The 11834-nt window shown below is 66.9% G+C and carries 11 protein-coding genes; 8 read left to right on the forward strand and 3 right to left on the reverse strand.

Going from position 1 to position 11834, the window contains the following annotated elements; all coding sequences use genetic code 11:
- The first annotated feature begins 15 nt into the window (after positions 1–15).
- On the forward strand, positions 16–306 hold the full coding sequence (locus VFB33_00115; GenBank protein ID HZO80071.1) for a hypothetical protein: 291 nt from the start codon (positions 16–18) through the stop codon (positions 304–306).
- A gap of 7 nt (positions 307–313) precedes the next feature.
- On the opposite strand, the gene VFB33_00120 is transcribed toward VFB33_00115, so the two are convergent.
- Genes VFB33_00120 through VFB33_00130 form a run of 3 tightly spaced genes read right to left on the reverse strand, consistent with a single transcriptional unit; the run spans position 314 to position 4774 of the window.
- Entirely contained in the window at positions 314–2704 is a 2391-nt protein-coding gene (locus tag VFB33_00120; GenBank protein HZO80072.1) for an exo-beta-N-acetylmuramidase NamZ domain-containing protein, read from the reverse strand.
- Between the two features lie 20 nt (positions 2705–2724).
- On the reverse strand, positions 2725–4008 hold the full coding sequence (locus VFB33_00125) for a putative glycoside hydrolase (GenBank protein ID HZO80073.1): 1284 nt from the start codon (positions 4006–4008) through the stop codon (positions 2725–2727).
- 22 nt (positions 4009–4030) lie between these two features.
- Complete coding sequence (locus VFB33_00130) at positions 4031–4774, reverse strand: polysaccharide deacetylase family protein (GenBank protein ID HZO80074.1); 744 nt, start codon at positions 4772–4774, stop codon at positions 4031–4033.
- Positions 4775–5106: 332 nt separating this feature from the next.
- Between VFB33_00130 and VFB33_00135 the strand changes: the two genes are divergently transcribed.
- From VFB33_00135 to VFB33_00165, 7 genes are all read left to right on the forward strand, one after another.
- Positions 5107–5616: a hemerythrin domain-containing protein gene (locus tag VFB33_00135; GenBank protein HZO80075.1), complete on the forward strand. Its 510-nt coding sequence runs from the start codon at positions 5107–5109 to the stop codon at positions 5614–5616.
- A gap of 71 nt (positions 5617–5687) precedes the next feature.
- On the forward strand, positions 5688–7478 hold the full coding sequence (gene acsA / locus VFB33_00140; protein HZO80076.1) for an acetate--CoA ligase: 1791 nt from the start codon (positions 5688–5690) through the stop codon (positions 7476–7478).
- A complete protein-coding gene (gene pdhA / locus VFB33_00145; GenBank protein HZO80077.1) occupies positions 7475–8527 on the forward strand; it encodes a pyruvate dehydrogenase (acetyl-transferring) E1 component subunit alpha in 1053 nt (350 codons plus the stop codon). Before acsA ends, pdhA begins: the two co-directional genes overlap by 4 nt.
- Complete coding sequence (locus tag VFB33_00150) at positions 8524–9534, forward strand: alpha-ketoacid dehydrogenase subunit beta (protein HZO80078.1); 1011 nt, start codon at positions 8524–8526, stop codon at positions 9532–9534. Before pdhA ends, VFB33_00150 begins: the two co-directional genes overlap by 4 nt.
- Positions 9527–10864, forward strand: a complete 1338-nt coding sequence (locus VFB33_00155; protein ID HZO80079.1) for a dihydrolipoamide acetyltransferase family protein — start codon at positions 9527–9529, stop codon at positions 10862–10864. Before VFB33_00150 ends, VFB33_00155 begins: the two co-directional genes overlap by 8 nt.
- Positions 10861–11112 (forward strand): phosphopantetheine-binding protein, encoded by a 252-nt coding sequence (locus VFB33_00160; GenBank protein HZO80080.1) that lies wholly within the window; start codon positions 10861–10863, stop codon positions 11110–11112. Before VFB33_00155 ends, VFB33_00160 begins: the two co-directional genes overlap by 4 nt.
- Before the next feature lie 336 nt (positions 11113–11448).
- A complete protein-coding gene (locus tag VFB33_00165) occupies positions 11449–11760 on the forward strand; it encodes a hypothetical protein (protein HZO80081.1) in 312 nt (103 codons plus the stop codon).
- Positions 11761–11834 lie beyond the last annotated feature (74 nt).

The raw sequence follows: 11834 nt of genomic DNA on the forward strand, positions 1-11834 counted from the left end.
ACTTGGAGGATCGTCGTGCGCCTGAACATTCCTGCGAACCTGGCCTTGGCCGCTGCGGCCTGGGTTCTGCTTGCTCCGCCTCACACTAGCGGCACGCATGCTCCGCTCAACCAGTGGTCGCGCGTCGGAACCTACGAGACCCAGGCCGCCTGCGAGCATGAGAAAAAGCTCTGGCGCTCGGGCACGCACCGCATCAAGGAAAATCCCGGCGAGCTACGCGAAGGCGACGTCTACGGCAAGATCGCGCCGGAATCGATGGTGTGCGTGAGCGACGACGACCCCCGGCTCAAGCGGGCGTCGCGCTAGAGCCGCCTCAGTACAGCAGGTATTCCGCGCGGAGCGCGCGAAAGCGTTCGAGCGAGGACTGCCAGCGCTGTTCGATCGCGCGCGGGTCTTCGCCCTCCTTGATCGCGTTCACCACCCATCGCGCGCCGATCATCCCGAGCGTCCGGTCCAGTTGAAATCTATCAGGATAAAGGCGCCTGAGCGCGGCGGCTAGTTCGATCCCCAACTCGGGCGAGTTGAGCCGCTCGCGATCGATGAGCACGATGCGCGCGCCGTGACACTGACGCCCGCGGTAGGGAGGCTGCGCGGGAATAAATTCGGCCGCCGCGAAGCGCACGCCGGCAATTTTCCGCCGGTTGAGATAGGCGGCCATTCGTTCGGCGTCGATCCACGGCGCGCCGACCAGCTCGAACGGTGCGTCGGTGCCGCGCCCGACGCTGATGTTCGCGCCCTCCACCATCGCGACGCCCGGATAAAGCACAGCCTCGTCGAGTGTGCGCAGGTTGGGCGACGGGGAATGCCAACGCAGCCCGGTCTCGTCGAACCATTGACTGCGCCGGTAGCCGCGCATCGGGATTACGTGCAGGTCGGCGCCGATCCTGTTCTCGGCGTTGAACATGCGAGCCAATTCACCAATCGTCATTCCGTGCCGGGTTGGCAGCGGGAAGTAGCCGGTGAACGATTTCAGCGCGGCATCCATCACCGGCCCTTCGACGACGGCGGCGGTAATCGGGTTGGGCCGATCCAGCACGTAAAACGGGACGCGTTTGCGCGCTGCCGCTTCCATCGCATAGGCCATCGTCGTCGCGTAGGTGTAGAAGCGCGCGCCTGAGTCCTGCACGTCGAACACCAGCGCGTCGAGGCCGTCGAGCATCGCGGCCGGCGGCCGCGTACGCGGGCCGTAGAGGCTCAGCACCGGCAGCCCGGCCGCCCAATAGCGCCCCGAAGAAATCTCGCCGTCGAGGTCAGCGTAAAAACCATGCTCGGGACTGAAGACCGCCGCCAGCCTGACGGCGGGTGCGCCGCGCAACAATTCGACAACGTCCTTGCCCTCTGAATCGACGCTGGCCTGGTTGGTGATTACGCCGACGCGCATCCCGCGCAGGGATGCGAGGCCGTTGGCGGCCAACACGTCCGCGCCCGTGGCAACCACTCGCGGCGCGGCCGGGCGTATCGGTGCCCCGGCCAGGAAGCGCTTAAGCGAGGGCTGGTCGGCGGCGACCTGCGCCTCGCTGCGCGGACCCAGCGCGTCGGCAACGAGCGCGAGCACCGCCTCTCGCAGCGCGCCGGCATCTCCCCTGCCGTCGGGATAGACGCGGCTGGTCAGGATAATCACGAACGTCCGCGCCGACGGGTCGATGCGTATCAGCGTCCCGGTGAAGCCGGTGTGGCCGTAGCTGCCCAGCGGCGCGAGCGCGTGGCGATTCGACGCCAGCGGGGCGTAGAGATCCCATCCGAGCCCGCGCAGCCGCGCCCCGCTTGTCGGCGACTCGGGCGAGGTCATCGCAGCGACCGTCGCGGGTTCGAGAATGCGCACGCCACCGAGGGTGCCACCGCCTAGTAGCATCCGCGCGAAAATCGCCAGGTCATCGGCGGTCGAGAACAGCCCGGCGTCACCCGCCACACCGCCCATCCGGTAGGCGGTAGGGTCGTGCACTTCACCCCGGCGAAGCACCCCGCTGATAACCTCGGTGGGCGCGACGCGCGCGAGCTTCGCCGGGGGCGGCCGGAAGCCGGTGTCACGCATCGCGAGCGGGCCGAAAATATGCCGCGCGCAGTAGCGATCGAGCGGTTCGCCGGAGACGCGGCGCACGATCGCACCGAGCGCCTCGAAATTGATGTCGCTGTAAATGTAGGCGGTACCAGGCGCGCGGATCGGATGAACTGCCGCCACTCTCTCGATCGCCGCGCGATACCCGGACCATTTGCGGCCGAGGTCGAGGTCGGGAGGGAGGCCCGAGTAATGGGTCAGCAACTCGCGCAGCGTGATCCTCTGCTTGCCGTTGACGGCAAAGGCCGGCCAGTAGCGCGCGGCGGGCGCGTCGAGCTCGAGTTTGCCGCGCTCGACGAGTTGCATCACCGCCGTCGTTGTCGCGACCACCTTGGTGAGCGAGGCAAGGTCGAAAATAGCGTCGGGCCGCATCGGCGCCGGATGCGCACCGAGCACGAGATGGCCAAAGGCCCGGCGATAGACAACGCCGCGGTCGTTGCCGATCAGGATAACCGCGCCGGGGATATGGCCGCTTTGAATTTCGCTGCGCGCGACGTCGGCGATCGATGCGAGCGCCGCCGGCGTAAGCGCCGTAGGCGACGGAGCGGGAGCGCTGACTTCGGCGGCGAGCGCCTTCGCTGGCGGCGACTGCACCAGCACAAGCGCCAGCGCTGCGGTTGTCAGTTTTGCCCTGAGACGGGTCGGCATCCCTGCTTCACGCCGGCCTTCTAAGGTCGTCTGAGCTTCAGGCCCGCCTCAGAATAGCGATTATTCGGGTTCCAAAGCATCCACCCGTCGGCGCCGGCCCGCTCCGCGGCATCGATCTGCTTGCGGATTTCGACCCCACCGAATTGCTGCCGGCTAAAGGCGTAGTCGCGGAAGGCCTGAATCCACGGGCGGAAGCGCACTGCCGGCACGCCCGTGCGCTCGATGGCGCGCATCAGCGACAGATGCACGATTTCATACGGATGCTGGACGGGATTGCGATAGCCCGGGATGCCGAACTGGAAGCCCGACGGGTAGAGCATCGGACATACGTAATCGGCGATACCCACGACGTTGGGCAGCATCTGCCCAATCTTGGTGTCGTCGAGATTCCAGATCACGTAGCCGAAGATGTCGACGCCGAGAAAAACGTTGTATGGCACGAGCGCGCGGCGCGCGGCGCTCAGAAAGCCATCGATCGCGCTGACCCGGTTCGCCAGCGTCCACGGCCGCTGGTAGCGCAGCCCGCGCGCGTCGGGCAGGCGCACGTAGTCGAACTGGATTTCGTCGAAGCCGGCCCTGGCCGCCTCGACCGCCACCGCGATGTTATAGTCCCAAACCTCCTTGCTGAAGGGATCCGCCCACGCAAGGTGCTCGCGGTCGTGGTAGATTCCGCCGCCGGCGTAACGGACGGCGAGGTCGGGCCGCGCGGTCGCGAGTGGATTGTCCTTGAACACCACGATGCGCGCGATCGTGTAGATACCTTGGTCGTGCAGGCCCTTCACCAGCCCCGGCAGGTCGGCGATGGTGATAACGCTCTGCGCGCCGACCTGCGATGCGAGCGGAATCGCGCTGCGGTAGGCGATCATCCCGCGGTCGCCCTTGACGTCGATCACTAGCGCGTTCAGCTCGGTGCTGCGGATAAGCGCGAGCGCCGACTCCCGCAGCGTGCGGCTGCCGATCCCGTAGAACGAAAGATAGAGCGCCTTGGGCCTGAAGTAGTCGAGTGCGACCTGATTGTCGGTCGCGGCAAGGCTGCTTATGGGGATCTGCTTGCGCCGATGGCCGTAGGCACGCACGCCCAGCACGCGGCCCTCGCCCCGGATGTGAAACATCCCGTTGTCGTCGGCGCGCACCACCGTATCGCCCAGGGTCACGAAGGCGCCGGTGAGCGGTTCGCCGGTGGTCGAGCCGATCACCCTGCCGCTGATGTCCGCGGCGAGCGCGCATCGCGCGGCGAGTGCGAGCATGCCCATCACGAGCGAGCCCATAACGATCACGCATAGAGGCCATTTCGGAATGCTCATCGGTGCACTTGGCTGTCGGCCATCAGCGCGCCCTTCCGCGTACGATCGCGGCGAAGGTGGCGAGGCTTACGTTGCCCGCCATCAGGTAGCGCGGGATGGCCATCGGGTTGTCGGGCTGGCCCGCCGGCCGCCGCTCCAGGGTAAAGCCGCCGATGTAGCCCGTTTGTTGCGCGATCCGGATCAGCTCGGCGTCGTAAATTCCAAACGGCCACGCGAGCAGGTTCACGGTGCCGCCGGTGCGGCGTTCGAGCACGGTCCTGGCCTTGGTGAGTTGGTCGCGGACGAACCGGTCGTACGTCTCGGGCGAAAGCCGCCTGCGCTCAACCTTGAAATTAGGGTGCCAGTAGGTGTGCGACTGGATATTGAATAGGCCGCTGCGCTGGAGTTCGGCGAGCTGCTCCCACGTCATCGCGTACGACGCGTTCGAGACCGCCGAGGGATAAACGAACAGCGTAACCGGGACTTTGTATTTCTCGACCAGCGGAAGCATGTCGCTGAAGACCGAGCGATGGGCGTCGTCAACGGTGATGACGACCGCGCGCGCCGGCGGCGGCGCTTGCGCGCCACGGAGATAATCGACCAGCTGACGCGCCGGGATTACTGGGTAGTGGTTCTCGTGCAGGTAGGCGAGCTCGGCAGCGAAATCGGTAGTCCGCATCGTCATGTTGTCGGCGAGAGCCGGCCCGAAGCGATGGTAAACGAGCACCGGCACGCGCACGGGCTCGGTTTGCGCATACACACCTGCCAGCGGCGCCCAAATGACCATCGCCAGCAGAACTGCCGCGACAGCGGAGCGTGCAGTTAGTTTGCGAGGACGCTCGCCCGACGCCTCATCCGAAAGGGTCGGTCCAAACGACTGGCCGGGCCCCAAGAGTCTGCGCATCTTCAACCAATACTTTCACCGCGGCCGCATCTCCTCGCCACCCGAGATTGTCAGCGCTCGACGGCACCCGAACGTGGAGCATCAAAGATGCCAACCGGTGTTTGACCAAAACCACCGCGCGGCAATCAGCTGCTGGCGGGGCAAGGCGAGACCGCGATGGCACGTCGAATGCACCACTCTTTGGCGAATCGCTCTGGTGCCAAACGGGGAGAATGATGGAACCCAAGCAGACAGAGAAGGCCGTCGCCGTCGCAAACAAAAGCTTCCAGATGAAGTTCACCCTGGCCGAACTCGCCGAGGAAGACGCAAAACTGAGACAGCCGCTCATGGAAGCGGCCACCGTCGCCGCACGCCTGGCGCTCGATCCCGCCGACCGCGCGCTGCGCCACAGCGCCGCCAAGGCATGGGAACGCGTAGATTCGATGATGGTGGAGCATCTCAGGAAGGAGGATCGCAGCGTCCTGCCTTGGGCCGAATCGCGCACGGATTTCCCGCACTACCTAGTCGAGCGCGCCAAGCGCAAGCACGAGCAATTGATGGCCTTGCGCGACATGATCCTGACGAGTTCGTTCGAACGTGACAGCGACCACGAAGTAGCGGCCGCGGCGCGCAACCTTTGCGTCTTCGCCACCACCCTCGATGACCTCATTGCGGGCGAGCAGCGCGAACTGTTCCCCCTGATGCGGCGTCTGCTGTTCCCACACCGCGAACGGTCAGCCCCGTAGCTGGACCGATGGCTCCATCCGGAACACTCGACGCGCAAAGTGGTGCACGTGGATACATCTGACGGGCAACGGTGAACTGGAAAACTATCGCCAAGCCCCGGCGCGGTCTGGCCGTCGTCCCTAACCTGGCCGACTACAATCGCACGCGCGCCGAATTCTCATGGGAGGCCGCGCGCCGCGCGCTCGACGGCCTGCCCGCCGGTGGCCTCAATATCGCCCACGAAGCTGTCGACCGCCACGCCGGCGGAGCACGCCGCGACCATCTGGCCCTGCGCTTCATCGCCAGGCGCGGCGCAGTCCGCGATTTCAGCTACGCGGAGCTATCCACACAGAGCAATCGCTTCGCCAACGTGCTTCGCCTCCTCGGCGTCGCCAAGGGCGAGCGTGTATTTGCGCTCGCCGGTCGAATCCCCGAGCTGTACATCGCGGCGCTGGGCACACTGAAGAACCGGAGCGTCTTCTGTCCGCTATTTTCGGCCTTCGGCCCCGAGCCGATCCGCCAGCGTATCGCTATCGGCGACGGCCGCGTGCTGGTGACCACGGCGGCGCTGTACGAGCGCAAGGTCGCGGAAATACGCGGCGCGCTTGGGGGGCTGCGGCACGTATTGCTGGTCGGCAGCTCTGAGGAAATCCATGGACTCGCCGGGACGCTCGACCTCAATCAACTGATGGCCGAGGCTGGCGACCGCTTCTCGATCTCGCCGACCGACCCCGAGGACCTCGCCCTGCTCCATTTCACCAGCGGCACCACCGGCACGCCGAAGGGCGCGATGCACGTTCATCAGGCGGTCGTGGCCCACCACATGACCGGCTACTACGCGCTCGACTTCCATCCCGAGGACGTGTTCTGGTGCACCGCCGACCCCGGATGGGTGACCGGAACGTCATACGGGATCATCGCGCCGCTGACCCACGGCATCACCAGCGTGATCGACGAGGCCGACTTCGACGCCGAGCGCTGGTACGGAATCCTGCAAAACCAGGGCGTGAGCGTCTGGTACACCGCGCCGACTGCCGTGCGGATGCTGATGAAGGTCGGCACCGTGGTGATTCGCAAGTTCGACCTCCACCGCCTGCGTTTTATCGCCAGCGTCGGCGAACCACTCAACCCTGAGGCCGTCGTCTGGGGCCAGGAAGCGTTCGGTCTTCCGATCCACGACAATTGGTGGCAGACCGAAACGGGCGGAATCATGATCGCCAACTACTTGGCGATGGACATCCGGCCGGGCTCGATGGGCCGTCCGCTGCCCGGGATCGAGGCGGCGATCGTGCGCCGGCGTGCGGACAAGAGCGTCGAGGTGATCGAAGAACCCGACGTCGAGGGCGAGCTGGCGCTGAGGCGCGGATGGCCCTCGATGTTTCGCGGGTACCTCAATGAGGAGGAGCGCTACCGCAAGTGCTTCGCCGACGGGTGGTATCTGACGGGCGACCTCGCCCGGCGCGACGCCGACGGCTACTTCTGGTTCGTGGGCCGGGCCGACGACGTGATTAAGTCCTCGGGGCATCTGATCGGGCCGTTCGAGGTCGAAAGCGCGCTGCTCGAGCATCCGGCGGTCGCCGAGGCCGGAGTGATCGGCAAGCCCGACCCGGTCGCTGGCGAAGTGGTCAAGGCGTTCGTCTCGCTCAAGAGCGCCTATGCGCCGAGCGAGGAGCTGCGCCGCGACCTGCTCGGCTTCGCACGCAAGCGCCTGGGCGCGGTGGTCGCGCCCAAGGAGATAGACTTTCTGCCGAGCGTGCCGAAGACGCGCAGCGGCAAGATCATGCGCCGCCTGCTCAAGGCGCGCGAGCTGGGATTGCCCGAGGGCGACCTTTCCACCCTCGAAACCGATCCGGCCGCATCGCCGGAGACGGCATCGTCGTGAACCGCAAGGTCAATCAGGCGCCGGAGCCCGGCCCGCGCAGCGCGGCCGCGCGAACTCAGGCGGATACGGCCGATCCCGCGCTCGAGCGCGAACACGCGCTGGTGCTTCTGCGCCAGATGATTCGTATTCGCCGCTTCGAGGAAAAATGCGCCGAGCTTTACAGCGCGGCCAAGATCCGTGGCTTCCTCCATCTGTATATCGGCGAGGAAGCGGTCGCCGTGGGCGCGATGCAGGCGCTCGAGGCCGACGACGCGATCGTCGCCACCTACCGCGAGCACGGCCATGCGCTGGTGCGCGGGGTGTCGGCGGCATCGGTGATGGCCGAGATGTACGGCAAGCAGGAGGGATGCAGCCGCGGACGGGGCGGTTCGATGCACCTGTTCGACGCCGCCACGCGCTTTTTCGGCGGCAACGCGATCGTCGGCGGCGGACTGCCGCTGGCGGTCGGGCTCGCCCTCGCCGACAAGCTGCAGGGGCGCGCGCGCCTGACCGCCTGCTTCTTCGGCGACGGCGCGGTGGCCGAGGGCGAGTTTCACGAGTGCATGAACCTCTCCGCGCTGTGGCGGCTGCCCGTGCTGTTCTGCTGCGAGAACAACCTTTACGCGATGGGCACGGCGCTGCGGCGCGCGCAGGCGCAGACCGACCTTGCGCTTAAGGCGAGTGGCTATGCAATGCCCGCGTGGGCGGTGGACGGGATGGACGTCGTCGCCTGTGAGGAGGCGGTGCGGCGGGCGGCAAGCGCGATCCGCGCCGGCGGCGGACCGCACTTCATCGAGTTCCGCACCTACCGCTTCCGCGCCCACTCGATGTTCGATCCGCAGCTCTATCGCGACAAGCAGGAAGTCGAGGAGTGGAAGAAGCGCGACCCGATCCCGATGTTCGAGGCGCGCCTGCGCGCGGCCGGACTGCTCGGCGACGACGACCTCAGGCTCATCGAAGACGAAACCGCATCCGAGATCGAGCAGGCGATCCGGTTTGCCGAGGCCGGAAGCTGGGAGCCTGTCGAGGAGCTGACGAAATTCGTTTACTCGGAAAGGGCGGCGCGATGAGCGAACCGGCGCCGCAACCCGCGCTTGTCCGCACCACGTATCGCGAGGCGATGCGCCAGGCGATTCGCGAGGCACTCGTCCGCGACCCGCGGGTGTTCCTGATGGGTGAGGACGTCGGGCGCTACGGCGGATGCTACGCGGTGAGCAAGGGGCTGCTCGAAGAGTTCGGCCCCGAACGGATCCGCGACACCCCGCTTTCCGAGTCGGCCTTCGTCGGCGCGGGCATCGGGGCTGCGCTCGGCGGGATGCGGCCGATCGTCGAGATCATGACGGTCAACTTCAGCCTGCTCGCCCTCGACCAGATCCTCAACAACGCGGCAACGATCCTTCACATGTCTGGCGGCCAGTTCAACATTCCGCTGGTCATCCGGATGACGACCGGCGCGGGACGCCAGCTCGCCGCCCAGCACTCGCACAGCCTCGAAGGATGGTACGCGCATATTCCGGGGATCCGGGTGGTCGCGCCGGCCACGCTGGAGGACGCCCGCGGCATGCTGTGGACGGCGCTCGAGGATCCCGACCCGGTGCTGATCTTCGAGCACAACGCGCTATACAACATGGAAGGCGAACTGGCGGCCGACGCCGGCGCGGTGGAGATCGACCGCGCGGCGATTCGCCGCCCCGGCGCCGATGTCAGCCTGATTACCTACGGCGGTACGCTTGCGCGCACGCTTCGCGCCGCCGAGGAGCTTGCGGCCGCCGGCATCAGCGCCGAGGTCGTCGACTTGCGCACGCTGCGCCCGCTCGACAACGACACCATCCTGGAGTCGGTCGCGCGCACCCACCGCGCGGTGATAATCGACGAGGGATGGCGCAGCGGCAGCATCTCGGCCGAAGTCAGCGCGCGGATCATGGAGGGCGCGTTTTACGAGCTCGACGCGCCGGTGGCGCGCGTGTGCAGCGCCGAAGTTCCGATTCCGTATCCCAAGCACCTCGAAGACGCCGCGCTGCCGCAGTCCGCGCGCATCGTCGAGGAAGTGCGCGCGATGATGGGAGACCGTGGCTGAATTCCGCATGCCCGCGCTCGGCGCCGACATGGAAGTCGGCACCATCCTTCAGTGGCTCGTCAAGCCGGGCGATGCGGTCAAACGCGGCGACATCATCGCCGTCGTCGATACCGAAAAGGCCACGATCGAGGTCGAGGTCTTCGAATCCGGCGTGGTCGAGAACATCGTCGTCCCCGAGGGCGAGAAGGTCCCGGTCGGAACCGTCCTGGCCTTGATCAGGACCGAGGGCGCGCCTGCCGCCGGGCCCGAGGTGAAACCCGCGCCGCCGCCCGTCGCGCCCGCTCCCGCAGCCGCGCCTGCGCGCCCTGCCCCGCCGCCGCTTGCGGCCGTGCCGCGTCCCGCACGCGCGGGGGCGCCCGCCATCGCCAAACCGCCGCCGGTCGCCAAGCCGCCGACCGCAGCACCTGCGGCCCGGATGCGGGTCTCGCCGCTTGCGATGCGCACGGCGCTGGAGCTGAAGGTCGATCTTTCGACGGTCAGGGGGACCGGGCCCCACGGCGCGATCACGAAGGCCGACGTCGAGCGCGCTGCCCGGGCCGCTGCTGGCGCCCCTGCCCCGCCGGCCGCCGCGCCCGCGCCGGCGCCGCCAGCGACGGCTCCCGCAGCGGCCGCGGCGTACAGACCTGCACCGGCGGTCCATCCGGCTGTTTCGCCGGAGGAGCGGCGGGCCTCGATGCGCAAGGCGATTGCGGCGGCGATGGCGCGCTCGAAGCGTGAAATCCCGCACTACTATCTCGCCACGCGGATCGACGTGAGCCGTGCGACGGCGTGGCTGACGGCGGAAAATCTCAAGCGGCCGGTGGCCGAGCGGATGCTCTATTCGGTGCTTCTGCTGAAAGCCGTTGCGCTTGCGGTCCGTGAGTTTCCCGAGATGAACGGCTTCTGGATCGACGGCGGCTTCAAGCCGAGTGAAGCGGTCCACGTCGGCGTCGCGATCTCTCTCCATCAGGGCGGCGGACTAATCGCGCCGGCGATCCACGACGTCGACAAGAAGAGCCTCGGCGAGCTGATGGTCAACCTGCGCGACCTCGTAAAGCGCGTGCGCGCGGGCGTACTGCGCAGCTCGGAGATCGCCGACGCGACGATCACCGTCACTAGCCTCGGCGAGCAGGGCGTCGAAACCGTCTTCGGCATCATCTATCCGCCGCAGGTGGCGCTGGTCGGCTTCGGCAAGATCGTCGAACGGCCGTGGGCGGCGGACGGGATGGTGGGCGCGCGTCCGGTGATCAGCGCGACGCTGGCCGCCGATCATCGCGCCAGCGACGGCCATCGCGGGGCGCTCTTCCTCGCCGCGCTGGAGCGGATTTTGCAAAAGCCCGAGGAGTTGTGAACGACGACGAAATAAAGGCGCTCATCCTGCGCGCGCTCGGCGACATCGCGCCCGAGGCCGGCGCCGACATTGATCCCGAGGCCGACCTGCGCGAGCAGATCGACCTCGACTCAATGGATGTGCTCAACCTGATGATCGCGATCCACGAGGCGACTGGCGTGGATATCCCCGAGGCCGATTACCCCAAGCTGGCCACGCTCAACGCCGCCGTTGCCTATCTGCGCGACCGGATCAATCCGACGCAATAGCTGCTCCGGCCCTTTGCCGTTTCCGCGCGGTCGCGTCGGCGCGAGCGGTCCTGGACTGCGCTCGGTTGAGCGAGCCTGCCTCCGGCTCTCGGTCGCTCGCACCAAGTGCCGCCGAACCCGCGCTCGCCGCCTTGACAAGCATTCCGCTTTGAGAAACCCTACAAAGAGCGAGGACCGGTTGTTCGCGGGCCTCGGAATCCCACACATAACTTCGAACCGCAGCCGAGCAGCGTCCGGATTTCGTCCGGCAGCGGCGCCGCACACGTTGTTTTTGTCGATTCACGAACACCATCCACGATGCACCAATGACTGCTCCAAACCCGAAAAGGACTTCAGATGAAACCAATCCGGGAGGCTGAACATATGCTTACCGTGACGAAGAGAGCAGCTGCGCTTCTGAAGGCTGCGAAAGCCGCCGAAGGAGGAGATGCCGGCGCTGGAATCCGGATTCGACGCGGTGCGGTGTCTGACAACTCAGGACGGGTGGCGGTCGGATTCACGATCCGTAACGAGCCGGAGCCGGGTGATCAGCAACTCGAGCAGCAGGGGCTGCGCATCTTTGTCGAGGACGTCCTCGTCGAACCGCTCGATGGTCGCACGCTCGATGTTCGCGATGAAGGCGGCGGCCCGGAGTTGATCTTCCGCTAGTTCGAAGCGGCTCCGCATGGGCCACCAGCCCGCTCACGGGCAGAGGCAACGAGCGACTGTGCCGGCGTCGCCGT

Source organism: Candidatus Binataceae bacterium (genome assembly GCA_035650475.1).
GTDB lineage: Bacteria > Desulfobacterota > Binatia > Binatales > Binataceae > JAKAVN01.